The sequence below is a fragment of the Cryobacterium arcticum genome, assembly GCF_001679725.1.
In the GTDB taxonomy this organism is placed as follows: Bacteria; Actinomycetota; Actinomycetes; order Actinomycetales; family Microbacteriaceae; genus Cryobacterium; species Cryobacterium arcticum_A.
Window position 1 is genome coordinate 3,371,289 of record NZ_CP016282.1, and the last position, 22,461, is coordinate 3,393,749.

The window sequence follows — 22,461 nt, forward strand, 5'->3', positions numbered from 1 at the left end:
AGCTCGACCGACGAGATGGGCACGCACCCGGGATCGGCTCACCGGGTCTCGACAAGCTCGACCAGCGAGACGGGGTCGCACCGGAATCGGCTCGAGCAGCGGGATGGGCGCGTCGTGGCTAGCGGCGGCGGTCGTCGGCGCTGGGGCGGCGCATCTGGGCGCGGATGAGCTCGAAGTCGTGCCGGCTGATCTCCAATAGGCCGCGGCGGAGCTTCAGACCCCAGTTCGGGTCGCCCCGGGTGAGGTCGAGCACCTTGAGCAGGGGCCGGATCGACGCGGGCTCGGCATCCGGGTCGTAGGCCACCTTGCGCCGCCAGGGCCGGTACTCGCTGCCGGAGACGCCCACCTGCACCACGGCGTTGTCGCTCACGTAGCCGATGGCCGTGAACTCGCGCAGCCGGTCGCCTTCGAATTGCGTCTTCGGCGAGTAGTAGACCAGCCCGTCGGATTCATTCATGTCTTCGAGCAGTTCGCGGGCGGCGAAGTTCACCTGGGCCAGGCCCATAGCGACGCTGCGCAGCACATACTCCTGCTGCACCACCCCGAGCCAGTACCGAATCGCCACGTACTAGTTGTAGTGCATTGCTCTGACAGCACAGACTGAGGGCATGCGTGTATTGCTCAAAGAGATCCTCGACTGCACCCCCGACGCCGCCTGGCGGGCGCTGGCCAGCCCCGCCGTGTTCCGCGAGGTCAGCGCGCCGCTGATGAGCGTCGAATCCCTCGAGACGGATGGCTTCCCCACCACCTGGTCCCCCGGCGAACACCCGGTGACCATGAGCGGCCTGGGCCTGGTGCCGCTCGGTGAACAGATGATCCGGCTCAACATGCGCACCACCAAGAACGGCGTGCGGATCGTGCACGACACCGGCAACGGGGTCTCCGGCGCCATGAAGGCCGTCACTCACTGGGACCACAGCATGGCCATTTCGCCCGACCCGGCCGGCACCGGCAAGACCCTGTACCGCGACCAGCTGATCTTCTCCGCAGGGCCGGCGACCCTGGCCGTGTGGCCGGGCCTCTGGGCGTTCTGGCAGCTGCGGATGCTGCGGCTCAAGGCCCTTGCACCGACCTGGCGTTACGACCTGGGCGCCGACGACCCCGCCTTCGTGGCCGCGGGCGCGGGCGCGGGCGAGCACGCCGCCGAGCCCGCCGATCGCGCCGCCGAGCCGTCCGACCGGGAGGACGGGTTAGCCTGAGCACATGAGTTCATCCATCGGAGCCCTGCAGATCGCCGACTGGCGCCGCCGCGTCTTCGGGCTTTACGGCGGGGTGCGCCAGCTCAGTGTGCGCAAGCCCTCGGCCGGTCACGAACTCTGGCGCTCCGGGCGCGACGAACTCTTCGCCGGGCATCCGGCCTCGCCCTTGCTGCCCGACGACCGGGCCGCGTTCACGGGCCTCACGATCGCCGCGTACGATCCCGACTGGCGGTTCGAGGTGGAGGTGCACCGCACCGAGGAGCCGTTGCGCATGAAGGTGGAGACCGGCACCGACGGCGTCGTGCCGTTCGACCTGGTGGGCACCGTGCGGCTGCCCTACATCGGCTCGCTCGACGTCTGGCGCCTCGCCAGCTACGGCGGCGGCCTGTTCCTGCCACTCAAGGACGGCCTCGCGGGGAAGTCCGGCGGCACCTACGGCGGCGGCCGCTACCTGCTCGACACCATCAAGGGCGCCGACCTCGGCCCCGGCGTCGGCGACGACAGCCTGATCCTCGACTTCAACTTCGCCTACAACCCGTCCTGCGCGTACGACCCGATGTGGGCGTGCCCGCTGCCGCAGGCGGGCAACATCGTTACCGTCGACATCCCGGTCGGCGAGCTCTACACTCCGCGGGGCTAGGGCCGAAAGACCCGGTCACCACCTGTTTGAGGGGGTTTTTTGCTGTCTGCTTGACAGCATCCGCTAGAGTAGACGTACTTGTGAGTTCGTAGTTGCGCTCACTGCGTCGTAGAACGCCCTCTTCTTATCGATGGCCGCGCGAGCACGAGTACGACTCGATGCCGGCGACCCGCTCGATTTTTCGAATGACACTTTCTTACGGCGAACGGATGTGCCCATCGGCACCTTCGCCATGTGAATCCTCCTGGCTCCGGCCGTCGCTGTCGCGATACCGGTTCGATCGAGGAGACTGATGCCCGAAAGGCACCACTTTGTCTGAAACCTCCTTTGGCGCGCTTGGCGTGCCCGCTCCCCTCGTTGCCGTGCTCACCCAGCAGGGCATCGAGAGCGCCTTCCCCATCCAGGTCGACACCCTGCCGGACACCCTCAAGGGCCGTGACGTCCTCGGCCGCGGTAAGACCGGCTCCGGCAAGACCCTGGCCTTCTCCATCCCCATGGTCGCCCGTCTCGGCGGCAAGCTCGCCGGCGGCAAGCGCCGCCCGGGTCGCCCGCTCGGCCTGATCCTGGCACCGACCCGTGAGCTGGCCACCCAGATCACCGCAGCGCTCACCCCGCTCGCCGAGGCCTACGGCCTCAACACCACCACCATCTTCGGCGGCGTCTCGCAGAGCCGTCAGGTCTCCGCGCTCAAGGCCGGCGTCGACATCGTCGTGGCCTGCCCCGGCCGCCTCGAGGACCTCATGAAGCAGGGCTTCGTCAACCTCGACTCCGTCGAGATCACCGTGCTCGACGAGGCCGACCACATGGCCGACCTGGGCTTCCTGCCCGTCGTCACGCGCATCCTGGACAAGACCCCGTCCAGCGGCCAGCGCCTGCTCTTCTCCGCCACGCTCGACAACGGCGTGGACAAGATCGTGCGCCGCTTCCTGCACAACGAGGTTCTGCACTCCGTCGACGAGGCCACCAGCCACGTCTCCGCGATGACCCACCACGTGTTCGAGGTCGACACCGCCGAGTCGAAGAAGGAGCTCATCGAGAAGCTCGCTTCGGGCACCGGCCGCCGCATCCTCTTCATGCGCACCAAGCACCACGCCAAGAAGCTCGCCAAGGCACTCACGGATGCCGGCATCCCGTCGGTCGACCTGCACGGCAACCTCTCGCAGGTGGCCCGTGACCGCAACCTCGCCGCGTTCAGCGCCGGCGACGTGAAGGTTCTCGTCGCCACCGACGTCGCCGCCCGCGGCGTGCACGTGGACGACATCGAACTGGTCATCCACGTGGACCCGCCCGCAGAGCACAAGGCGTACCTGCACCGCTCGGGCCGCACCGCCCGTGCCGGCAGCGCCGGTGACGTTGTCACCATCGTGCTGCCCGCGCAGAAGCGCGACACCGACCAGCTGCTGCGCAAGGCCGCCATCACGGTGACCCCGCAGCGCGTCAACGCCGCCTCCCCCGCCGTGATCGCCCTCACCGGCGACGTGGCCGCGTACGTCAAGCCGGTTCCCCGCGTGGAGCAGCCGCACGGCCAGTCGCAGGGCGGCCGCTCGCAGGGCGCCAACGCCCAGCGCAAGCGCGTCAACCGGGACGACCGTGACAACGGCGGCCGCGGCTCGCGCGACTCCGGTGGCCGTGGCGGCCGCAGCGGCGATGCCGTTGCAGCCGGCGGCGCCCGTCGCGACCGCACCGAGCGTCCCGCATCCGGCGGCCGCGGTAACGCGCCCCGCACCGGCGGCTCGGGCAACGGCGGCTCCGGTCGCTCCGGTGGCCTGCAGGTCGGCGGCCTGGTGCGCGGCTCCGGTTCCACCGGCGGCGGCGCCCGCCGCTCGGCTCCGCGCCGCGCGCAGGGCTAACCAGCCCGCAGCATCCGCTTTCTGCAGCACCGCATGACCCGAACGGGCCGGCTCCACACGGAGCCGGCCCGTTCGCGGTTTCCGGGCCGGGCGCGGATGCGCGGGTGAGGCGCCGCTACGCGGGTGGCGCGCCCGGCGCGCAACGGCGCCCTGCCCGCGCACGTCTCCTTGCCGGGATCGCCGGCAGGGAGCTACCGGGCCCTGGTGGTCCGACGAGGTCGGCGGCCGGGGTTAGGGTCGAAGTATGAACACCACAGTTGTTGTTCGGCCCGTCACCGAAGCGGATGCCGACAGCCTGGGCCGCGTCCACGCGGCTTGCTGGCACGAGTCCTATGACCACATCCTGAGCCAGGCTGCCCTCTCGCAGCTGCATCCGGAACGCCTCGCCCAGATGTGGCGCCGGTTCTCGGCCCAGGGCCCCGCCTACCGCCACGTCGTGGCCGAGCTCGACGGGGAGATCGTCGGCTTCGCCGGCAGCGGACCCGGCCGGGACGCCGGCAAGCCCACCGAACACGAGCTCTACTTCGTCTACCTGCTCGAGGCCCACCAGGGTACCGGCATCGGGCAGGCGCTCTTCGACGCGGTCGTCGACCCAGGCCCCACCTACCTCTGGCTGGCTGCCGACAACCCCCGCGCACACCGGTTCTATGCGCGCAACGGTTACCTGCCCGACGGCCAGGAGCGCACCGAAGAGGTGCTCGGCGAACCGTTCCGCGAGGTGCGCCTCGAGCGCTAACTCCACCCGGCCATCCGGTCCAGCATCAGCCCGATCCCGCCCAGCGGGGTCGGGTTTCTGCGTGCCCACGCCGATCGCAGCCGGCCTGCACAGGCCCCCGCCGACTCCGACCGGCCCACACCCGGCCCACACCGTAAAATCGGTGGATGCCCACGATTCCTGTCATTCTCGACGTCGACACCGGCGTCGATGACGCCCTCGCCATCCTGTTCGCCGTCGCGCATCCCGACATCGAGGTGCTCGGCATCAGCTGCGTCGCCGGCAACGCGTCGCTGGAGCGGGTTGTGGAGAACACCCTGCGCATCCTCGATGTGGCGAACGCCCCCGAGATCCCCGTCGCCGCCGGCGCGCGCCGGCCGCTGATCTCCCCGGCCCGGAGTGCCTCGCACGTGCACGGCGAAAGCGGCCTGGGCACCGTGCACCTGCCACCGAGCTCACGCACGCCCGAGCCGGTGAACGCCGTCGAGCTGATGCGCCGGCTGATCACCGACAGCGCCCGCCCGGTGACCCTGGTGGCGCTGGCTCCGCAGACCAACCTGGCGCTGCTGCTGCGCCAGTACCCCGACCTGGCCGAGAACATCGAACGCATCGTGTTCATGGGCGGCTCGGCGAGCGTGGGCAACGCCACGGCCGTGGCCGAGTTCAACGTGTGGCATGACCCCGAGGCGGCGGCGATCGTGCTGGATGCGGGCATCCCCACGTTCATGTACGGGCTGGACGTCTTCAACCAGGTGGCCATCGACCGCGAGGTCGCGACCGCGCTGGAGGACGGCGACTCCGCCGCGGGCCGGGTGGTGGGCGCGCTGCTGACCAACCGGGTGGCGCGCGGCGAGAGCAGCGTGGCCGAGTACACCGGCCTCATCGGCGACGCCGGCGCGATCTGTGCGCTGGTGGACCCGCAGGCGCTCAGCACCCGGATGCTGCCCGTGCGCGTGGAGCTGCAGGGCTACGGCCGCGGCCAGACCATCGTCGACCAGCGCAGCCGGGTGGGCGAGGACACCTTGCACGGCAGCATCGACAGCTGGGAGGTCGTGGAGGTCACCCTCGACGTGGACGCTCCGCGCTTCGCCGCCCTCTTCCTCGACACTCTGGGCCTCTCCACCCCCTAGCCCTCACGCCCTAGTTCCGCGAACCGTGACTGAGCGCGCAAGAACCGCCCCAAGAGGGGCTTTACGCGCAGTTCGCGAGAGGGGACGAGCAGGTCAGCGCAGGGCGCCGACCGAGGCCAGGGCCATCCGGAGCAGACCGCCGCGGCCGCCTTCCATCTCGGCCGAGACCGCGTCGGTCGCGGCCTCCTCGGGGGTCATCCAGGTGAGCTCGAGGGCATCCTGGCGGGGGTCGCAGGTGCCGGTCACGGGCACGACGTAGGCCAGCGAGACGGCGTGCTGGCGGTCATCCGTGAACGCGGTGATGCCGGGCATCGGGAAGTACTCGGCGACCGAGTACGGCACCGGGCTCGGCGGCAGCTGCGGGAAGGCCATCGGGCCGAGGTCCTTCTCGAGGTGGCGGAACAGCGCGTCGCGCAGGGTCTCGCCGTAAAGCACCCGGCCGGAGACCAGGGTGCGGGTCATCTTGCCCTCGGGGGTGGCGCGCAACAGCACGCCGACCTCGACGACCTGACCCAGGCCGTCGACCCGAACGGGCACGGCCTCCACGTAGAGCAGCGGCAGCCGCTGGCGGATCTCGGCGAGCTCCACGTCGGTCAGCCAGCCGGGGTTGCTGTTGGGCGGCGGCGCGTCGTCCCCGCCAGGCGTCCAGTCCGGGTCGGGGTCAGGGGTGCGCACGCTCATAGGTTCATTCTCACTCACGAGAGCCGCGGATGCATCACCGACGTCCCCACAGACCCCGTTCCACCCCCGCGAACTGTGAGCAAAGCCCCAGTTTGGGCCCGATTTTGGGCTTAAGTCACAGTTCGCGGGAGGGAAGGGGAGCCGCGGGGCGTGGAAGGATTGGGAGGAGTCGGGGCTGGACACGCGTCGACCTGAGTGTGAGGACCGACAATGGCTGACAGCATCCGCCCCGAGCCCATCGACCCGGCCGCCGTGCTGTGGTCGGCCGCCGTCGCCGACCGGGTGGACCGTCCGCTGCTGCTCGTTCTGCACGGCTACGGCTCGCACGAGGGCGATCTGTTCTCGCTGGCGCCGCACCTGCCTCTGGAGCCCACGATCGCGGCCCTGCGCGCGCCGCTGCCGGTGGGCCAGGGCTGGTCCTGGTTCCCCATCGGCGTGCCCGGCGACCCGGTCGGCGACGCGCTCGACGCCGCCGCGGCCGGGATCCTCGACTGGCTCGACGCGCTGCCCGAGCAGCCCACCTCGATCGGGCTGCTCGGGTTCTCGCAGGGCGGTGCCATGACGCTGCAGCTGATGCGGCACGCGCCGGAGCGGTTCGCCTTCGCGGTGCAACTGTCGGGGTTCATCGCCAGCAGCACGCATCCGGGCGACGCCCGCCTGGCCGAGCTCAAGCCGCCGGTGTTCTGGGGCCGCGGCACGCTCGACCCGGTGATTCCCGAGGCGGCCGTCGTGCGCACCCAGGCGTGGTTGCCGGGGCACTCGACGCTCACCGAGGGCATCTATGAGGGGCTCGGGCACTCGATCTCACAGGCTGAGCTCGGCGAGATCGTCACGTTCCTGCGCGCGCAGTACCCGGCCACGGCCGCTTGAGCCGGGGTCGCCCGCCCGCCACTCAGGTGTCCCGTCTCAGGGCGATGACGCCGGTGCGGTCTCGGTGAGCCCCAGCGAACACCTCGTTAACGCACGAATTGCCCCGATCCAGTGGATGAAAACATCCGCGGCAGGGCAATTCGATGACAGTGCGGCGAGCTAGCCGCGCTTGCGGGCTGCAGCCTCGTTCTGGGCGGCGAAACGCTCGGCGTGCGCCTTCTTGCGGGCGCGTTCGGCGTCGCGCTCCTTCACGCGGATCTGCTCCTCGCGCACCTCGAACTGGGTGGCGCGCTCGGTGACGAGCCAGGCCGGCGGCTGCTTGAGCAGCGCCTGGATCTCCGCGCTGGTCAGCGGCTCGGTGACCTCACCACGGGCCAGACCCGAGATGGAGACGCCGAGCTTGGCGGCGACGACCTGCTTGGGGTGTGGTCCGTTGGCGCGCAGCTCGCTGAGCCATTCCGGCGGGTTCGCCTCGAGGGCGGCCAGCTCGGTGCGCGACACCGGGGTGGACTGGAACTCCTCGGGTGCTGCTTCGAGCAGAATCCCGAGCTTCTGGGCGGCCGTGGCCGGCTTCATGGTCTGGGGCTTCTTCTCGCTCATTGTTCCAGCGTATAGCCTGAGAGCACTATGGTTTCGGTGTCGTGCGCCCGATCGGCTCGAAACGTACCCGACGCCGGCACATCGCACGCCCCGGCGCGGCCATCACCCACACACTGACACATGCACAACGAGAGGATGCCGGTGACCTTTTCCATTGCCTTCGTCGCCGGGGTCACCCCCACCAAGTGGACCCGCATCTGGGCCGAACGCCGCCCGGACGTCGAGCTCGAGGTGTTCCGCACCGATTCCGCTGAGCAGGAGACCGTCCTCCGCGACGGCCGCGCCGATGTGAGCCTCGTGCGCCTCCCGATCAATGAAGAGGGCCTGAGCCTGATCGCCCTCTACAACGAGATTCCCGTGGTGGTCGCGGCCAAGGACCACTTCATCGCCGATGCCGACAGCGTGGTCGTGGCCGACCTCGTCGACGAGCACCTGCTGCAGGATCCCGACGAGGTGCCCGAGTGGCGGGACGCAGCAGTGGAGGTACGCACCGGCAGCCGCCGGGCGCTGCCGCCGATGCGCGACATGGACGAGACCATGGAGCTCGTCGCCGCCGGCGTGGGCATCGTCATCCTGCCGCACTCGGTGGCCCGGCTGCACAGCCGCAAGGATGTCGTCTCCAAGCCGGTCGAGGACACCGCGGAGAGCCGCATCGCCCTGGCCTGGCGCACCGTGGACACCACCCCCGACGTGGAGGAGTTCATCGGCATCGTGCGCGGCCGCACGCCCGACAGCTCCCGCAAGAACGCCGCGCTGCCTACCGACGAACCGGTGAAGAAGGAAAAGAAGACCGCGAAGGCGAAGGCGGCCGCGAAGGCCGTGCGCGCCGCCGCGGCCGCGGCCAAACCGGCGACCGCACGCAAGACCCAAAGCGCCGGGCGCACCCGCAACTCCCCCAGCCCGCAGGCCGGCAAGCGCCGCGGAGGCCGCTGACGGCTCGCGAACCGTGAGTCAAGCACGCATCAGGCGCTTTTGTGGGGCTTTGCTTACCGTTCGCGGATGGGCGCGGGCGTTAGGTCGGAGCCACGGGTTGGCGTAGGACCGTGCGGAGCTTGTCGGGGGCGACCCGGCGGGGGTCGCCGAGGTAGACCTCGTGGTGCCGGCCGCGTTCCCGCAGCCCGGCGGCGGGCAGCAGCTCGCCGTGCAGCCGGGCCAGCACGGGCGTCTCGTCGTCGTAGGAGCCCACGTGCAGCACCTGCTCGCAGAGCCCCTCGTCGAGCTGCTCCACTCGCATCCGGTCCAGCGCGGGCAGCGGCTTCTTCTTCGCGGCTGCTTTGGCGCGTGCCGCGGCGATGGCCTCGCCGATCTCCGCATCGCTCACCCAGTCGGGCTGGCTGATCAACATGGTCCAGCTCCAGGCATCCTTGTCGCGTGCGCTGAACACAGATGCGTCGTCGGCGTACCAGAGCCCCTCCAGCGGACCCACAACCAGGTCGCGGCCCGCCCGTTTGCTCGCGAACTTCACCGTGTACGCCACCGCGTAGAGCGCCTCCACGGCCTCAGCATAGGCCGGGGAGGTGTTCGGGTCGCCGTGCCCGTCGACGGCGAGGAACCGCTGCGACGGTACCGTCAGGGTCTCCCAGTCCCGGTTCTTCGGGGCGTACAGCGCCCGCAGCTCGCGCTTGACGTCGTAGGGCGCCGGCGCCGCGTTCGGCACGGCCGGGTCAGTTCTGCAGCACGGAGAGGATGTTGCCGGCCGGGTCGGTGAACCAGGCGATCCGCGGCTCGCCGTTCGCGATGCCGCGCTCGTCCTGTTCGAACCCGTCGTAGCGGAGGAACTCCACGCCGCGCTCGGCGAGCACGTCGACGGACTGGTTGATGTCGGCCACGGCGAGGTTGAGGATGGTGAACCCGGCCGGCTGGTGGTCGGGCTTGGGGTAGATGATCACGTCGGCGCCGCCGGGCAGGGTCAGCCGCAGCAGGCCCATGCCGCCGTCCGCCACCTCGAGACCGAGCACGTCGCCGTAGAAGGTGCGCGCCGCCTCGATGTCGGGCACCGCGAATCCGCTGAAACCGTGCAGGTACTCCGGGTCGATGGTGGGCATGGCGTGCTCCTTCTGGTCAGGCGTGGAGGTGCGGCTACCCGGTCAGCGGGAGCTGATCGAGGCGAACTTACGGATGCACAATGGCACGAACACCACGAGCAGCACAACAACCCCGATGAGCACGGTCGCCACCGGGTTCTGCAGCGTCCAGACATCCGGCACCGGCGCGGTGCCCTCGTTGCCGAACAGCTCGCGGGCTGCCTGCACCAGCGCCGACACCGGGTTGAACTCGGCGAAGATGCGCAAGGGGTCTGGCAGCGTCTCGATCGGCACGAACGCGTTGGAGATGAACGTGATGGGGAACAGGATGATGAACGACGCGTTGTTGATCACCTCGGGCGAGCGCACACTCATGCCCAGCAGTGCCATCACCCAGCTGAACGCGTAGCTGAACAGCAGCAGCAGCCCGAGCCCGGCGAAGAACTCCCCCATTGACGAGTTGACCCGCCAGCCGACCAGGAACCCGGTGGCCATCATGATGATCATCGAGATGGTGTTGAGCACCAGGTCGCCGTTGGTGCGGCCCACCAGCACAGCGGATGAGCTCATCGGCAGGCTGCGGAACCGGTCGATGATGCCGTCCTTGAGGTCCTGCGCCATGGCGGAGCCGGAGAAGGTGGAGCCGAACACCACGGTCTGGGCGAAGATGCCGGCCATGAGGAACTGCGTGTAGTCCGTGCCCTGCACGTTGATCGCGCCGCCGTAGACCTGGCTGAACAGCAGCACGAACATGATCGGCTGGATGACGGCGAACACCAGCATGTCGGGGGTGCGCTTGATCTTGATGAGATTGCGCTTGGTGGTCGTCCAACCATCCGAATACCAGAGGGACAGCGGGTTCCAGGTGGGCGTGGGTGCCGGCCTGGTGGCGGTGGCGGTCATTTCACCAGCTCCTGCTTCTCGTCTTCGTTGTCGTCTGCTGCGAGGTCGGCCTTGTGCCCGGTGAGTTTGAGGAACACGTCGTCGAGGGTGGGCCGGCGCATCCCGGCGTCGTGCAGTTCGATGCCGGCAGTGCGCAGGTCCGCGAGCACGTGTTGCAGCGCGGGCGGCCCGTCGGTGACGGCCACGTCGATTCCGCGGCCGTCGCTGGAGACCTGCGGTTCGCCTGCTCCGTAGCGGGCGAGCACCTCACGGGCGGCCGCGCTGTCGGCGGCGTCCACGAGGGCCACGACCACCCGGTGCCCGCCGATCTGGGCCTTGAGCTCGTCCGAGGTGCCCTCGGCGATCACCCGGCCGTCGTCGATGACCGCGATGCTGTCGGCCAACTGGTCGGCTTCCTCCAGGTACTGGGTGGTCAGCAGCACGGTGGTGCCGTCGTCGACGAGCCGGTTGATCACGCCCCACAGGGCGATCCGGCTGCGCGGGTCGAGCCCGGTGGTCGGTTCGTCGAGGAAGAGGATCTTGGGATTGAACACCAGCGCGCCGGCCAGGTCGATGCGCCGGCGCATGCCGCCGGAGAACCCTTTGACCGGCCGGTTGCCCGCCGCGGTGAGCTCGAACAGGTCGATGAGCTGCTGCGCCCGCTTGCGGGAGGCCGCGCCGCCCAGGTGGTAGAGCCGGCCGACCATCTCCAGATTCTCGAAGCCGGTGAGGTTCTCATCGACCGCCGCGTACTGGCCGGACACGCCGATGATGCTGCGCACGGCCTTGGGGTCGTCGAGAACGTTGATTCCGTCGACGATCGCCGTACCGGCATCCGGCTTGATGAGGGTGGTCAGGATCTTGACCACCGTGGTCTTGCCGGCGCCGTTGGGGCCGAGGATCGCCTTGACCGTGCCGCGCGGCACGGTGAGGTCGAGCCCGGCGAGCGCGTGCACCGGCCCGGTCTTGGATTTGTAGGTCTTGGTGAGCCCGGAGGCTTCGATAATCGTCATGCTACGCCCCTGCCAAATCGGTGGGTATGCTCGTATGTGGACGTTGTACACATGTGAGCTTTTATCGTAACGAACTGGATGCGTCATGACAACGGGTGTGGGAGATTCTCCGGCACGAACTTCGTACCGGCACGGCGACCTGCGTCGGGCGCTCATCGAGGCCGGGGTGGACCTGGCCCGGGAGGGCGGCCCGCCCGCCGTGGTGCTGCGGGAGGCCACCCGGCGCGTGGGGGTGACGCCCAACGCCGCCTACCGGCACTTCGCCGACCGGCAGGCTCTGCTGGACGCCGTGTGCTCCAGCTGCCAGAGTCTCGTCGCCGGCGCGATCGAAACCGATCAGGCCCGGGTCGACACGACAGACCCGGTCGAGGGCGCACGCCTGCGGTTCCGGGCCGTGGGCACCGGCTACCTGCGCTTCGCACTGGAGCAGCCGGGTCAGTTCCAGACCGCATTCTCGGCGTCGTCCGACCTGGACAGCGCGACCAGCGCGGCGCGGGCCGGCCCCGGCGGGCTCACCCCGTTCCAGTTGCTCACGCAGTCGCTCGACGACCTCGTCACCGTGGGGCTGCTGCCGGCCGGGCGGCGCCCGGCGGCCGAGTTCCTGGCCTGGTCGGCCGTGCACGGACTCGCCGAGCTGCTCATCGACGGGCCCCTCCGCGCGCTGCCCGCCCCGGTGAAGCAGACCCTGATCGTGCGGGTCATCGACATGGTGGAGCAGGGGCTGTAGCCAAGACCTGCTGCTGCTCAGAAGTCGCCCTCGGCGGCGGCCGGGCCCACGCTCATGGCGCCGTCCGGCTTCCACGTCACAAACCAGTTGCGATGCCCGGCCGAGGGAGCGAGAGCGTCGCTGGCCAACGCCTGGTCGCCAGTCCAGTACAGCGTCAGCCCCGACGCCGTGAACTCAGACTCGCCCACACAGCTCGACAGGTAGTGCGGGTCGTCGATCAGCAGGATCAGGCACACACGGTGCAGCTCGGCCCGCACCACATAGAACTGGGATTCGGCGGGCGGGTCGACCGACTCCCAGGTGATGCTGCCCAGGCTGCGCAGCGTCAGGGGCTGGAAGGAGTCGGGGAGCGGGATCACCGGTACGTCCGCCACCGTTTGGTGCGTGTCGAAGATCTCGAAGGCCTTGGCGTTGGCGCTGGCTGCGGCCGGGCCCTCCGTGCGGTCTGCGGCGACCATGCCCACGATCTGCGCCCCGGCCACGCCGCCGAGCACGGCCGCGACGATGAGGCCAGCCGTCAGGCGAAGCCGGTTGCGGGATGCGCCGGCGGGCTTCTCCGGGGCAGCGGGCAACCCGTCGGCACTCACCGCCAACCCTGCGTCATGCTGCAATTCGTCATCCTGCGGACTCATCGGGCGCACCAGCACGACGCGGGCCGCACCCGCCCCCTCGAGCTGCTGCCCCGCGGCGAGCACCGCGTCGTCGATCGCCTCCCGCTCGGCCGCGCTCTCGGCCTCCAGCTCCCGCAGGGCCCGGTGCACGGCATCGTCGCCGGCGGCGTCGGCATCCGCGGCGAAGACCCGGCGCTGCAGCGCGCGCACCCGACCGCTCGGTGCCGGCTCACCCTGCGGCGAGGCCTGGTCCGGATGCGCCCGCCACCAGAGCGCGTCGAGAACGTCCCGGCTGCCCCGGTAGTGGTCCCGCACGGCGTAGCGGAACTCCTCGTCGCCCAGGGCCCGTTCATACGCGTCGTGGTGACCTGCGGTCATCGGAGTCCCCGAGTGTGAAGTCACCCCTCGGCCACCACGTCCGAAGAGGTTGGCCGGCCCCTGAATTCGGCCGACAGGCCACCGTCGAGTTCCCAGACCACAACGAAGTCACCGAGCACCTGCGACACGCCTGTCTCGCTGTGCATCACGGCGTTGCTCTCCCAGTACAACCGCAACCCCGCCGACGGAAAGCCTGACTCGAGTGCGCAGGTCGACACGTAGCCACCGCTTTCCGGCATGGCGACGAGGCAGGTCATATGGCTGGTGGACAGCGCCGCGTAATAGGGCGAGATGCCCACCTCATTGGGGTTCTCCGACCAGTCGGCCGACCCGAGGTAGCGGAAGGAATCGGCCTGAAACACCGTGCCGGTCGACACGAGCGGGATGTCCTTCGGCGTCTGCTCGCGGAGGAAGATCATGCTCGGCGATTCCGAGGACACCGTGGCGATCGACGCCGCCGGCGAGGGGCTCGGCGTGCCGGACGGCGTGGGCGCAGCCCCGCTGACGAGGCCCGCGGCGCCCAGCTGGCTGCCGAGGATCACGCCGATGGCTACCGCGAGCAGGATGCCGCCGGCCAGGAGCCAGTGGCGGCGGCCGAATCGTCCGGACAGCCACTGCGGCGCCCGGTCCGATTCGACGACCTCTGGCTCCAGCGCGTCCTCGCCTGCTGCCGACCCCACCAGCTCGTCGAAGGTGGATGCGACGACGGTGGCCGAGGCGCCGATTTCCTGGGCATTGGCAGCGCGCAGGGCCTCGGCAATGGCCAGCCGCTCGGCGGCAATCTCCGCCTCGAGGCCCCGCACGGCCTCGGCCACGACCGCGTCGCCGGCCGCGTCGCCGTCCGCCGCGAAGACTCGGCGCTGCAGCGCCCGCAGGGTCGCGATGGGCGACGGCGTGCCGCTGGGGGCCGGGTCCTCGGGGTGCCATTCCCACCAGAGCGCGTCCGGCAGGCGCCAGGCACCGGTGTGGGCGGCGGCCACGGCGGCGGCGAAGTCCGGGTTCTCCAGAGCTCGCTCGTACGGATCGTCGTGCCTGTTCCCGGCCAATGAAACCCCCCTCATTGTTGTGCACATCCTGCCACACGCACCGGGCGGAGCGGTGCCGCACCGGCGCTGCGCTCAGGGAGCGACCACCCGGCCGGAGCCGCGCGTCTCGATGGTGGAGTCGCGCTGCCAGGCCACCGTGATGTCCAGCACCATCGGTGTCGTGCCGGCGCTGGCACCCTGCAGCATGTCGGTGCTCTCCCAGGAGAGGCGGAGGCCCGCCGAGGGGAAGTCGGATTCGAGCGAGCACGTCGACAGGTAGCCGCTGCCCTCGGGCACGGCTACCAGGCAGATCATGTTCGCCGAGCCGCGGGCCGCGTAATAGGGCGAGTCGGTGAGCCCGTTGCCGTCGGCGTCGGTCCAGCCCGCCGAGCCGAGGTAGCGGAACGACCCGGGTTCGAAGGCCGCGGGCATGGGCACGAGGGGAACGTCCCGCGGCGCCTGGGCGCGCGCGAACACCTGTGCGGCGAGCACCGGCACCTCCAGCGTGGAGGTGGGAGTGGGTGTGACGGGGGCGGCATCGCTGGCCGGTGGAGGCGCGACTCCCCAGGGCGCCAGGTCGTCAACCTGGCTGCCCACGACGGCCCCGAGCCCCACGGCGCCGGCCAGGGCCACCCCGAGCAGTACCCGGTGGCGTGGCGCAAGGCGCGATGGTGCGCCCGGCTCGGCCGGCGCATCCGCCATCGAGACGGATGCGGCGCCCGCCGCCGTGTCGGCCGCCTCTGTGCCGAACGACTCGGTGCCGAACGACTCGGAGCCGGGCAGACCGGCGACGGCTCCCTCGTCACCGGAGACCTCTGCCCCGGCCGGCACGGCACCCGACCCACCCTGCCTGCCGGCAGCGGCCGACGTGCCCGCGGCCGGCACCCGTCGCCCGCTGCGCGCGGCGGCCACCGCGGCGGCGATGGCCGTCTGTTCGGCCGTGATTTCGGCTTCCAGCGCGTGCAGGGCGTCGCCGACGGCACGGTCGCCCGCAGCGTCGCCGTCGGCCGCGAACACCCGGCGCTGGAGGTCGCGGAGCCGCTCGTTGGGTGACGTGGTGCCGTCGGGGGTGGGCTCGTCGGGGTGCGACCCCCACCACAGCGCGTCGAGCACGTCCCAGTGGCCCAGATGGGCCCGGGTCACCGCCTGCAGGAAGGCCGCATTGTGCCGGGCCTGTTCGTACGGATCGCCGTCGTCCCGTGCCTCTGTCACCATCACTCCCGTCGTTGCGCACATCCTGTCACCGCTCGGGCCGCCCGCGAACCTCCGCGGCCAGATGCCGGGAGGGTGCGCGGAGGGCATTGGCCGCACCCCGAGCCGGTGGCAGGATGCCCGCATGACCGTGACCGAACACCGGGTGGACCCGTGGGGTGGGCCCCGGCAGGCACGCTGGCAGCAGGCCGTGGACTGGCCGCTCACCATTGCGGCCCTGGTGTTCCTGGTCGCCTACTCGATCTCGGTGATCGGAGCGGTCGACGTCTCCACGGCTGCGCTGCTGCGGATCGTGATCCTGGTCAGTTGGGGGCTGTTCCCGGTGAGCTACCTCATCGATCTCGTGCTCGCCGACCATGCCTGGCAGTGGGCGCGGCGGCATCCCGTCAATCTGCTCTTCGTGCTGCTGCCGCTGCTGCGACCCTTGCGGCTGTTGCGGGTGCTGGCGCGCAGCAGCCTGTTCCAGAGCTCGGCGGGCACCGCATTCCGGGCGCGGGTGCTGGTGTACCTGGCCGGCACGGCGGTGCTGGTGACCTATATCGCCGCGCTGGCGGTGCTCGAGGCGGAACGGAGCGACCCGAACGCCAACATCACCTCGTTCGGCGACTCGCTCTGGTGGGCGGCGGTGACCATCACCACCGTGGGATACGGGGACTTCACGCCGCTCACCATCCGCGGGCGCGCCATCGCCACGGCCCTGATGCTCGGCGGCGTGGCCGTGCTCGGTGTGCTCACCGCCACCCTGTCGTCGTGGATCGTGCAGCGTGTCGCCGACCTCGAGGAGGAGCGTCACCGGGCCGAATAGGGCCAGCGAGGCGGGAATGATACACTCTCTCAATACCCTTAACGAACCGCTGTGCCATTTTCAGTCGCGTGTTGTATCCAGTGACCTGCCCTGGGTGCCTCGAATCGGCTGTCGCAGCACCGCGGAGGAGCACGTCTGCGCCCCGCGCGGTCGTCCGGGTGATACGTCAACCACGCTCAACGAATTATGAGGCTGCATCAGATGATTTTCGAAGTCGGCGAGACCGTCGTCTATCCCCACCACGGCGCAGCAACGATCACCGCGGTCGAGACCCGCACGATCAAGGGTGTCGAAAAGCGCTACATCACGCTCACCGTGCACCAGAGTGACCTGGCCATCAACCTGCCCATCGACAACGCCGAGCTCGTCGGCGTTCGCGATGTCATCGACGCCGCGGGTGTCGAGGCTGTCTTCGACGTGCTTCGCAGCGACGTCGAGGAAGAGCCGAGCAACTGGTCGCGCCGCTACAAGGCCAACACCGAGAAGATGGGCAGCGGCAGCGTCTACCGCGTCAGCGAGGTCGTTCGCGACCTGTGGCGCCGCGACCGCATCTCCGGCGTCTCCGCCGGTGAGAAGCGGATGCTCATCAAGGCCCGTCAGGTTCTCGTCTCCGAGCTCGCGCTCGCGCAGAAGTCCACCGAGGAAGAGGCCTTCGTCACCCTCGACGACGTCCTGAACGCCAGCGTCGCCGAAGTCGCCTAGTTCACACCCCTTACAACGTCGTCGGATGAGCAGCCCCCTGGTTGCCGTCCGGCGACGTTTGTGGATTAACCGGTCTGCTTCGACAGGCTCAGCACGGCGTGCTTCGACAGGCTCAGCACGGCGTACGGCCGCCGGACGAGCCCGCGCCGTTCTGCCGGCCGCGCTGCTGGCGCTGGCACTGGCGGGCTGCGCGGGCGCTCAGCCCGCGGCATCCGGGCCCGGCCAGACACTGCCGCCCGTTGGCGGCGGCCTGGACTACCAGCTCGGCGGCGCCTACGACCCGCCGGACGGGGTGAGCATCGTCGCCCGCGACAGCACCGAGGCGCCCGCCCCCGGCCTGTACTCGATCTGCTACCTCAACGGGTTCCAGACCCAGCCGGCCGACTCCGAGCGGCTCCTGGCCGACTCCCCCGAGCTGATCCTCACCGCCGAGGGCGGGCCTGTGCGCGACGAGAACTGGCCGGACGAGTTCCTGTTCGACACCGGCACCGCCGCGAAACGCACCGCGATCGCCGCGCTGACGCTGCCGCAGATCGCCGGATGCGCATCCGCCGGCTTCGACGCGGTGGAGATCGATAACCTCGACTCGTATACCCGCTCGGCCGGGCTGCTCACGGTCGACGACAATGTGGCGCTGGCGACCCTGCTGGTGGACGGTGCCCATGCCGAGGGGCTCGCGATCGGCCAGAAGAACGCCGCCGACCTCGCCGACGAACTCGCCGGAACGTTCGACTTCGCCGTGGCCGAGGAATGCGACCGCTGGGAGGAGTGCGGGCTCTACACCGCCGCCTACGGCGACCACGTGCTGGCGATCGAGTACAGCGACGATTTGCGCGTCGACTTCGCCGCGGCCTGCGCCGAATCGGACCGGCCACTGTCGATGATTTTGCGCGACCGGGACCTCGTCACAGCGGGCTCGGACGGATACGTGTACGAGCGCTGCTGACCCGTTGTGGTGTTTCGGCGGAAGGCCGACCAATCCGTCTGCGTGAGGGTGGCGAACTAAACACGTGAGGCGATCCGGCCTTGCGGTCCAGTCATCAAGGAGCTCCTCATGCGTTTCATTCCCACCAAGGTCCACGCCGTTCTCGACTACGTCGTCGCCATCGCCCTGATCCTCGCCCCCACGATCTTCATGTTCGAAGAGGTCGGCGGCGCGGCCGTCATCATCCCGCGCATCCTGGGCGTCGGCCTGATCCTCTACAGCCTCTTCACCCGCTACGAGCTGGGCCTGGTCAAGGTCATCGGCATGCCCGTTCACCTGGTCTTCGACATCGTCGCGTCGGTGTTCCTGATCGCTTCCCCGTTCCTGTTCGGCTTCATCAACGAGGCCCCGAACGCCTGGCTGCCGCACATCGCGGTCGGTGTCGCCGTGATCCTCGTCGTGCTCTGCTCCAAGAGCCAGCCCGGCACCAGCGTCACCGGCTCCAAGGCGCACGCCAGCAGCGTCGCCTGATACCCGGTACGCACACAGACTGCGGCAAGCGCTCCCGGCACTGGGGGCGCTTGCCGCTTTTGTGTGCCCGCGGCACGTCGGGCAGCGGGTGGTTACCGGGCGACCGGACGTAGGATGCGCCAGAGCAGTGAACGCTCTGCGGCACTCCACACCGCGCTCACCGTGAGGTAGATCGCCGCGGCCAGCGGCACGAAGGCCGCGAAGACCACGCTGATGAGCGGCAGCCAGCTCAGCACTCCCGTCATGGTCGCCTGGGCCGCCGGAGAGAGGGCTCCCGGAACCGGCGGGACCGCCGCACTGGCCGATGGCGGGCCGACCGGGGCGGCGGATGCGGCGGCCTGGGCGAGCATCAGCCGCCGGCTGAGCAGCTGGGCAGCGAGCAGCACGGCGAGCAGCACCCCGCCGACCAGGAGCACCGCCGGGGTGGTGCCGGCGCCCCAGCCGGAGAGGATGCTGGTGCCCAGCGGGCTGCCGAACAGGCTGCCGGCGAGGAGGGCGTTGTCGTGACCGTTGATGGTGCCCAGCACGAAGAGGCCGTAGACGCTCGAGAGGATCGGGGCCTGCACGAGCAGGGGCAGGCATCCGGCCAGGGGCGACGCGTTCTCGGCCGCGTACAGGGCCATGGTCTCCCGTTGCAGGCGTTCGGGGTTGCTGCCGTGTTGGCGGCGCAGCTCGGTGAGGCGCGGAGCGAGGCGTTGCCGCTGCTGTTGGGCCCGGGCCTGGGAGACCCCGACGGGGATGAGCACCAGGCGCAGGGCGAGGGTGAGCACGATGATCGCGAGGGCGGCCGCGTTGGCCGCGGTGAGCGGGGTGAGGAACAGGGTGAGGTTGTGCAGAACGGCATAGGCCGCGTCGAGCACGGCCGCGATGGGGCCGAAGGCATAGAAATTCATGGGGAGACTCCCGGTCGGAATACGGAAAATGGGGAACCGTATGGTCGCGACAGGAAGGGCGGGCACCCGGTGGGTGCGGCGCGGGAAAGGCTCCTAGGCGACCGGGAGGGCGCGCCCCGGGGCTCGGGGCTGGGGCTTGCCCGGCGCATCCGGAACGCTCTGGCCTACCTGCGAGGCCAGTTCGGGGTAGGGCCGGGCGACGGGAGTGGGTGCTCCGGTGAGCACCATGACGAGCATCGCCAGCACCTGCTGGGCCGCGCCGGTGACGGCCAGAGCCGAGGCGCTCAAGGTGAAGAGGGCGGCCAGGGCGAGAACCTCGCCGAAGCCGCGTCCGCCGAGCAGCAGCGCGCCGAGGCCGAACCCGGCGCCCAGGCTCAGTCCGAGCGCGACCGACAGGCGGGCAGTCGGCGATGCCCCGGCGGGCAGCAGCGTTCGTGTGCGCATCCGGGTCACCTCCAGCTCAGTCGTCCGTCCGGTCTTGTTCCGCCACTCTAGTCGGAGGGAAGCGCCCGCATCTGGTTGTTGCGCTTCTCGTGGGTGAGTTCGGCCAGGCCGAGATGTTCGAGCAGCGGAGGCAGGTACATGCCGAACCGGCCCCGGTAGCCCGAGCGCAGGCCGTACCAACCGCCGACCGGGTTGTCGGCGGAGCGGCCCCACCCCTCGACGCTGCCCTCCGGCGCGGGCTTCTTCTCGTCGCTGGCGCCGAGCGGCACCCAGTCGCCCTGCTCAAGCAGCCAGGCGTGCAGGTCGTCGATGGCGCGCGCCCGGTACTTCAGGGTCGTTGCGCCCACCTGGCAGACGAGTTCGTCGCCCTCACGGTACATCGTGTAGGTCGAGGAGCCGGGTGCTGTCGTGAGCTGCCAGGGATCGGCAGCAGTTCCTGGGGTCATCGGGTCTCCTGCTCCGGGGCCGGCGCACGCCGCTCGACTCCCGCTTGCCGTCAGCCTAGGCACCAGACCGGGCTATCGCTAGAGCGGCGGCCAAACCACCGAGTACGCTGAGCGCACGTGGACAGCCCACGCGAACTGGAGGGACCGCGCATGGCGAAGAAGGACGCATCCGGCACACCCCGCATGAACAAGAAGCTCTACGAAGACGAGCTGCGCCGGCTCCAGGCCGATCTGGTGACCATGCAGGAGTGGGTGCGCGAGTCCGGCGCCCGCATCGTGGTGATCTTCGAGGGCCGTGATGCGGCGGGCAAGGGCTCGGCCATCAAGCGGGTCACCGAGTACCTCAACCCGCGCATCGCCCGCATCGTGGCGCTCCCGGTGCCCACCGACCGTCAGCGCGGCCAGTGGTATTTCCAGCGCTACATCGAGCACCTGCCCACGGCCGGTGAGATCGTGCTGATGGACCGCTCCTGGTACAACCGGGCCGGAGTGGAGAAGGTGATGGGCTACTGCACACCCGACGAATACCGCCGGTTCCTGCACCAGGCCCCCCTGTTCGAACGGATGCTGGTCGAGGACGGCATCATTCTGCTCAAGTACTGGTTCTCGGTGTCGGACAAGGAGCAGGAGCTGCGCTTCCGCTCCCGGCTGAAGGACCCGATGCGCCGTTGGAAGCTCTCCGAGACCGACGTGTTGTCGATCACCAAGTGGGTGGACTACTCCAAGGCCAAGGACGAGATGTTCGTGCACACCGACATCGCCGAGGCCCCGTGGTGGGTGGTCGAGAGCGAGGACAAGCGCGCCGCCCGCCTCAACATGATCAGCCACTTCCTGTCGATGGTGCCCTACGAGCACATGGAACCGCCGCTCGTGCGCATCCCGCATCGGCCGCCGGCGTCGGACTACGAACGCCCGCCTCGCGAACTGAACCGTCCGGTGCCCGACCATGCCGCGCGCATCACCGAATTGGCCGCGGAGGCCAAGTCGAAGGGCAAGGGCAAGGGGTAGCTAGCCGTGCGCGGGGCGCTGCGCCGGGCCGTGCCCGGTGGCGTTTCGCAGCCGTGCCTTCGCGCCGTGCTCGATCAGCACGGGCACGTAATCCCGGATCGGTTTGCCGTCGAGCAGGTGGCGTTCCTCGGTGACGACGTTCTCGATGAACGACCGGGGCCGGTCAGGGTATCGCTCCACAAGACGGTCGATGACCTGGGCCACGGCGTGGTCTTCGTGTTCGGTGCGCTCTTCAGTGTCCACCGGATCAGTCTGTTCTTCACGATCGGTCCGGTCAATTCCGGGGCTACGCTGAAGCACCGCGCGCTGCACCGATGTGCAGGCGCCTCGTTCCTCGAAAGGGAAACCATGGCCACCGGCTCCCCCACTGTGATCGACATGACCCTGCCCGCCACGCCGGGCGGCAGTTTCGGCCTCGCCGCGGTGCTGGGCGTCCCGGCCGGGCCCGGGCCGTGGCCGGGCGTGGTGCTCGTGCACGAGGCGTTCGGGCTGAACGACGTGATGCGGCGCCAGGTTGAGCGGATGGCCGCGGCCGGCTACCTCGCGCTGATGCCCGACCTGTTCAGCGAGGGCGGCGCCCGTCGCTGCCTGGTCGCCACCTTCCGTTCGCTCTCGGCGGGCCAGGGCCGGGCGTTCGTCGATATCGAGTCGGCCCGCACCGCGCTCGGCGCCCGCGACGACTGCACGGGCGCGGTCGGCGTGCTGGGCTTCTGCATGGGCGGCGGTTTCGCCCTGGCCGCGGCGACCCGCGGGTTCGATGCGGCCTCAGCCAACTACGGCATGCTGCCCGGCGGTACCGACGCCGAGCTCGACGACGCCCTCACCGGCGCCTGCCCCATCGTGGGCAGCTACGGCGGCCGGGACCGGTCGCTGCGCGGCGCGGCCGGGCGCCTGGATGCGTCGCTGACCCGACTGGCCGTCCCGCACGATGTGGTGGAATACCCCGGCGCCGGGCACGCGTTCCTCAACGACGCCGAGAGCGGGCCCGTCGCCCTCCGGTTCGCCCTCAAGCGCTTCCTCGGCGCCGGTCCAGACCCCGTGGCGGCCGCGGATGCCTGGCGGCGCATCGACGCGTTCTTCGCCGAGCACCTCGCGACGGATGCCCCCGCGGCATCCCTTGACAGTTAGATATCAAACAGTTAGAGTTCTA

The 22,461-nt window shown here is 70.0% G+C and carries 28 protein-coding genes; 14 read left to right on the forward strand and 14 right to left on the reverse strand.

Annotation, left to right across the window (positions count from 1 at the left end; genetic code table 11):
- Positions 1–118: 118 nt before the first annotated feature.
- A complete protein-coding gene (locus tag PA27867_RS15285; RefSeq protein ID WP_236900732.1) occupies positions 119–565 on the reverse strand; it encodes an EVE domain-containing protein in 447 nt (148 codons plus the stop codon).
- A 43-nt stretch (positions 566–608) separates the two neighbouring features.
- On the opposite strand from PA27867_RS15285, the gene PA27867_RS15290 reads away from it, so the two are divergent.
- The 5 genes from PA27867_RS15290 to PA27867_RS15310 all read left to right on the forward strand — a co-directional run bounded on the left by PA27867_RS15290 (position 609) and on the right by PA27867_RS15310 (position 5,534).
- A complete protein-coding gene (locus tag PA27867_RS15290; RefSeq protein WP_066597766.1) occupies positions 609–1,199 on the forward strand; it encodes a hypothetical protein in 591 nt (196 codons plus the stop codon).
- Between the two features lie 4 nt (positions 1,200–1,203).
- Positions 1,204–1,839 carry a DUF1684 domain-containing protein gene (locus tag PA27867_RS15295; protein ID WP_066597769.1) on the forward strand — a complete coding sequence of 212 codons (636 nt, stop codon included), beginning with the start codon at positions 1,204–1,206 and terminating at the stop codon, positions 1,837–1,839.
- Between the two features lie 311 nt (positions 1,840–2,150).
- Complete coding sequence (locus PA27867_RS15300) at positions 2,151–3,689, forward strand: DEAD/DEAH box helicase (RefSeq protein WP_066597772.1); 1,539 nt, start codon at positions 2,151–2,153, stop codon at positions 3,687–3,689.
- 244 nt (positions 3,690–3,933) lie between these two features.
- Complete coding sequence (locus PA27867_RS15305; protein ID WP_066597774.1) at positions 3,934–4,425, forward strand: GNAT family N-acetyltransferase; 492 nt, start codon at positions 3,934–3,936, stop codon at positions 4,423–4,425.
- A 146-nt stretch (positions 4,426–4,571) separates the two neighbouring features.
- Entirely contained in the window at positions 4,572–5,534 is a 963-nt protein-coding gene (locus PA27867_RS15310; protein WP_066597776.1) for a nucleoside hydrolase, read from the forward strand.
- Between the two features lie 93 nt (positions 5,535–5,627).
- Here the strand turns inward: PA27867_RS15310 and PA27867_RS15315 are convergent, their stop codons facing one another.
- Complete coding sequence (locus PA27867_RS15315) at positions 5,628–6,215, reverse strand: NUDIX hydrolase family protein (protein WP_066597778.1); 588 nt, start codon at positions 6,213–6,215, stop codon at positions 5,628–5,630.
- Between the two features lie 210 nt (positions 6,216–6,425).
- Here PA27867_RS15315 and PA27867_RS15320 point away from each other — a divergent pair, with 210 nt between their 5' ends.
- Positions 6,426–7,085 carry an alpha/beta hydrolase gene (locus PA27867_RS15320; RefSeq protein WP_066597780.1) on the forward strand — a complete coding sequence of 220 codons (660 nt, stop codon included), beginning with the start codon at positions 6,426–6,428 and terminating at the stop codon, positions 7,083–7,085.
- A 159-nt stretch (positions 7,086–7,244) separates the two neighbouring features.
- On the opposite strand, the gene PA27867_RS15325 is transcribed toward PA27867_RS15320, so the two are convergent.
- Positions 7,245–7,685: a DUF5997 family protein gene (locus PA27867_RS15325; protein WP_066597782.1), complete on the reverse strand. Its 441-nt coding sequence runs from the start codon at positions 7,683–7,685 to the stop codon at positions 7,245–7,247.
- Positions 7,686–7,820: 135 nt separating this feature from the next.
- Between PA27867_RS15325 and PA27867_RS15330 the strand changes: the two genes are divergently transcribed.
- Positions 7,821–8,618 (forward strand): LysR family substrate-binding domain-containing protein, encoded by a 798-nt coding sequence (locus tag PA27867_RS15330; protein ID WP_208857351.1) that lies wholly within the window; start codon positions 7,821–7,823, stop codon positions 8,616–8,618.
- A gap of 79 nt (positions 8,619–8,697) precedes the next feature.
- On the opposite strand, the gene PA27867_RS15335 is transcribed toward PA27867_RS15330, so the two are convergent.
- Genes PA27867_RS15335 through PA27867_RS15350 form a run of 4 tightly spaced genes read right to left on the reverse strand, consistent with a single transcriptional unit; the run spans position 8,698 to position 11,604 of the window.
- Positions 8,698–9,342, reverse strand: coding sequence for a GyrI-like domain-containing protein (locus PA27867_RS15335; RefSeq protein WP_066597786.1), 645 nt, complete (start codon positions 9,340–9,342; stop codon positions 8,698–8,700).
- Positions 9,343–9,349: 7 nt separating this feature from the next.
- Positions 9,350–9,730 carry a VOC family protein gene (locus PA27867_RS15340; RefSeq protein WP_066597790.1) on the reverse strand — a complete coding sequence of 127 codons (381 nt, stop codon included), beginning with the start codon at positions 9,728–9,730 and terminating at the stop codon, positions 9,350–9,352.
- Positions 9,731–9,772: 42 nt separating this feature from the next.
- Positions 9,773–10,612, reverse strand: a complete 840-nt coding sequence (locus PA27867_RS15345; RefSeq protein WP_066597791.1) for an ABC transporter permease — start codon at positions 10,610–10,612, stop codon at positions 9,773–9,775.
- Positions 10,609–11,604, reverse strand: coding sequence for an ATP-binding cassette domain-containing protein (locus tag PA27867_RS15350; RefSeq protein WP_066597792.1), 996 nt, complete (start codon positions 11,602–11,604; stop codon positions 10,609–10,611). Before PA27867_RS15350 ends, PA27867_RS15345 begins: the two co-directional genes overlap by 4 nt.
- 85 nt (positions 11,605–11,689) lie before the next feature.
- Here PA27867_RS15350 and PA27867_RS15355 point away from each other — a divergent pair, with 85 nt between their 5' ends.
- On the forward strand, positions 11,690–12,331 hold the full coding sequence (locus tag PA27867_RS15355) for a TetR/AcrR family transcriptional regulator (RefSeq protein ID WP_066597794.1): 642 nt from the start codon (positions 11,690–11,692) through the stop codon (positions 12,329–12,331).
- Positions 12,332–12,348: 17 nt separating this feature from the next.
- On the opposite strand, the gene PA27867_RS15360 is transcribed toward PA27867_RS15355, so the two are convergent.
- The 3 genes from PA27867_RS15360 to PA27867_RS15370 all read right to left on the reverse strand — a co-directional run bounded on the left by PA27867_RS15360 (position 12,349) and on the right by PA27867_RS15370 (position 15,560).
- Positions 12,349–13,320, reverse strand: coding sequence for a hypothetical protein (locus tag PA27867_RS15360; protein WP_066597796.1), 972 nt, complete (start codon positions 13,318–13,320; stop codon positions 12,349–12,351).
- Positions 13,321–13,340: 20 nt separating this feature from the next.
- Positions 13,341–14,366 carry a hypothetical protein gene (locus PA27867_RS15365; RefSeq protein ID WP_066597798.1) on the reverse strand — a complete coding sequence of 342 codons (1,026 nt, stop codon included), beginning with the start codon at positions 14,364–14,366 and terminating at the stop codon, positions 13,341–13,343.
- A gap of 72 nt (positions 14,367–14,438) precedes the next feature.
- On the reverse strand, positions 14,439–15,560 hold the full coding sequence (locus PA27867_RS15370; RefSeq protein WP_066597800.1) for a hypothetical protein: 1,122 nt from the start codon (positions 15,558–15,560) through the stop codon (positions 14,439–14,441).
- 121 nt (positions 15,561–15,681) lie between these two features.
- Here PA27867_RS15370 and PA27867_RS15375 point away from each other — a divergent pair, with 121 nt between their 5' ends.
- The 4 genes from PA27867_RS15375 (at position 15,682) to PA27867_RS15390 (ending at position 18,520) form a co-directional block, all read left to right on the forward strand.
- Positions 15,682–16,362 carry a potassium channel family protein gene (locus PA27867_RS15375; protein WP_066597802.1) on the forward strand — a complete coding sequence of 227 codons (681 nt, stop codon included), beginning with the start codon at positions 15,682–15,684 and terminating at the stop codon, positions 16,360–16,362.
- 201 nt (positions 16,363–16,563) lie between these two features.
- Positions 16,564–17,064: a CarD family transcriptional regulator gene (locus tag PA27867_RS15380; RefSeq protein ID WP_066597804.1), complete on the forward strand. Its 501-nt coding sequence runs from the start codon at positions 16,564–16,566 to the stop codon at positions 17,062–17,064.
- 25 nt (positions 17,065–17,089) lie between these two features.
- Positions 17,090–18,010 (forward strand): endo alpha-1,4 polygalactosaminidase, encoded by a 921-nt coding sequence (locus PA27867_RS15385; protein WP_084021219.1) that lies wholly within the window; start codon positions 17,090–17,092, stop codon positions 18,008–18,010.
- Between the two features lie 108 nt (positions 18,011–18,118).
- Entirely contained in the window at positions 18,119–18,520 is a 402-nt protein-coding gene (locus tag PA27867_RS15390) for an SPW repeat domain-containing protein (protein WP_066597807.1), read from the forward strand.
- Positions 18,521–18,612: 92 nt separating this feature from the next.
- Here PA27867_RS15390 and PA27867_RS15395 read toward each other — a convergent pair whose 3' ends face one another.
- The 3 genes from PA27867_RS15395 to PA27867_RS15405 all read right to left on the reverse strand — a co-directional run bounded on the left by PA27867_RS15395 (position 18,613) and on the right by PA27867_RS15405 (position 20,303).
- Positions 18,613–19,413, reverse strand: coding sequence for a YidC/Oxa1 family membrane protein insertase (locus PA27867_RS15395; RefSeq protein ID WP_066597808.1), 801 nt, complete (start codon positions 19,411–19,413; stop codon positions 18,613–18,615).
- 93 nt (positions 19,414–19,506) lie between these two features.
- The gene (locus PA27867_RS15400; RefSeq protein ID WP_066597809.1) at positions 19,507–19,857 is read right to left on the reverse strand and encodes a DUF6412 domain-containing protein; all 351 of its coding nucleotides are present in this window, start codon (positions 19,855–19,857) and stop codon (positions 19,507–19,509) included.
- 47 nt (positions 19,858–19,904) lie between these two features.
- Positions 19,905–20,303 carry a DUF6855 family protein gene (locus PA27867_RS15405; RefSeq protein ID WP_066597811.1) on the reverse strand — a complete coding sequence of 133 codons (399 nt, stop codon included), beginning with the start codon at positions 20,301–20,303 and terminating at the stop codon, positions 19,905–19,907.
- A 183-nt stretch (positions 20,304–20,486) separates the two neighbouring features.
- On the opposite strand from PA27867_RS15405, the gene ppk2 reads away from it, so the two are divergent.
- Positions 20,487–21,311: a polyphosphate kinase 2 gene (ppk2, locus tag PA27867_RS15410; protein WP_208857352.1), complete on the forward strand. Its 825-nt coding sequence runs from the start codon at positions 20,487–20,489 to the stop codon at positions 21,309–21,311.
- Here ppk2 and PA27867_RS15415 read toward each other — a convergent pair whose 3' ends face one another.
- Entirely contained in the window at positions 21,312–21,554 is a 243-nt protein-coding gene (locus tag PA27867_RS15415) for a three-helix bundle dimerization domain-containing protein (protein ID WP_066597815.1), read from the reverse strand.
- A gap of 105 nt (positions 21,555–21,659) precedes the next feature.
- Here PA27867_RS15415 and PA27867_RS15420 point away from each other — a divergent pair, with 105 nt between their 5' ends.
- Positions 21,660–22,439 (forward strand): dienelactone hydrolase family protein, encoded by a 780-nt coding sequence (locus PA27867_RS15420; protein ID WP_066597819.1) that lies wholly within the window; start codon positions 21,660–21,662, stop codon positions 22,437–22,439.
- Positions 22,440–22,461 lie beyond the last annotated feature (22 nt).

Coding starts and splice junctions, on each gene's coding strand:
- PA27867_RS15305 (WP_066597774.1), top strand. CDS start 3,934: ATGAACACCACAGTTGTTGTTCGGCCCGTCACCGAAGCGGATGCCGAC.
- ppk2 (WP_208857352.1), top strand. CDS start 20,487: ATGAACAAGAAGCTCTACGAAGACGAGCTGCGCCGGCTCCAGGCCGAT.
- PA27867_RS15375 (WP_066597802.1), top strand. CDS start 15,682: ATGACCGTGACCGAACACCGGGTGGACCCGTGGGGTGGGCCCCGGCAG.
- PA27867_RS15325 (WP_066597782.1), bottom strand. CDS start 7,685: ATGAGCGAGAAGAAGCCCCAGACCATGAAGCCGGCCACGGCCGCCCAG.
- PA27867_RS15360 (WP_066597796.1), bottom strand. CDS start 13,320: ATGACCGCAGGTCACCACGACGCGTATGAACGGGCCCTGGGCGACGAG.
- PA27867_RS15345 (WP_066597791.1), bottom strand. CDS start 10,612: ATGACCGCCACCGCCACCAGGCCGGCACCCACGCCCACCTGGAACCCG.
- PA27867_RS15405 (WP_066597811.1), bottom strand. CDS start 20,303: ATGACCCCAGGAACTGCTGCCGATCCCTGGCAGCTCACGACAGCACCC.
- PA27867_RS15400 (WP_066597809.1), bottom strand. CDS start 19,857: ATGCGCACACGAACGCTGCTGCCCGCCGGGGCATCGCCGACTGCCCGC.
- PA27867_RS15340 (WP_066597790.1), bottom strand. CDS start 9,730: ATGCCCACCATCGACCCGGAGTACCTGCACGGTTTCAGCGGATTCGCG.
- PA27867_RS15380 (WP_066597804.1), top strand. CDS start 16,564: ATGATTTTCGAAGTCGGCGAGACCGTCGTCTATCCCCACCACGGCGCA.
- PA27867_RS15295 (WP_066597769.1), top strand. CDS start 1,204: ATGAGTTCATCCATCGGAGCCCTGCAGATCGCCGACTGGCGCCGCCGC.
- PA27867_RS15420 (WP_066597819.1), top strand. CDS start 21,660: ATGGCCACCGGCTCCCCCACTGTGATCGACATGACCCTGCCCGCCACG.
- PA27867_RS15385 (WP_084021219.1), top strand. CDS start 17,090: ATGAGCAGCCCCCTGGTTGCCGTCCGGCGACGTTTGTGGATTAACCGG.
- PA27867_RS15355 (WP_066597794.1), top strand. CDS start 11,690: ATGACAACGGGTGTGGGAGATTCTCCGGCACGAACTTCGTACCGGCAC.
- PA27867_RS15320 (WP_066597780.1), top strand. CDS start 6,426: ATGGCTGACAGCATCCGCCCCGAGCCCATCGACCCGGCCGCCGTGCTG.
- PA27867_RS15310 (WP_066597776.1), top strand. CDS start 4,572: ATGCCCACGATTCCTGTCATTCTCGACGTCGACACCGGCGTCGATGAC.
- PA27867_RS15370 (WP_066597800.1), bottom strand. CDS start 15,560: ATGGTGACAGAGGCACGGGACGACGGCGATCCGTACGAACAGGCCCGG.
- PA27867_RS15315 (WP_066597778.1), bottom strand. CDS start 6,215: ATGAGCGTGCGCACCCCTGACCCCGACCCGGACTGGACGCCTGGCGGG.
- PA27867_RS15395 (WP_066597808.1), bottom strand. CDS start 19,413: ATGAATTTCTATGCCTTCGGCCCCATCGCGGCCGTGCTCGACGCGGCC.
- PA27867_RS15350 (WP_066597792.1), bottom strand. CDS start 11,604: ATGACGATTATCGAAGCCTCCGGGCTCACCAAGACCTACAAATCCAAG.
- PA27867_RS15290 (WP_066597766.1), top strand. CDS start 609: ATGCGTGTATTGCTCAAAGAGATCCTCGACTGCACCCCCGACGCCGCC.
- PA27867_RS15390 (WP_066597807.1), top strand. CDS start 18,119: ATGCGTTTCATTCCCACCAAGGTCCACGCCGTTCTCGACTACGTCGTC.
- PA27867_RS15330 (WP_208857351.1), top strand. CDS start 7,821: ATGCCGGTGACCTTTTCCATTGCCTTCGTCGCCGGGGTCACCCCCACC.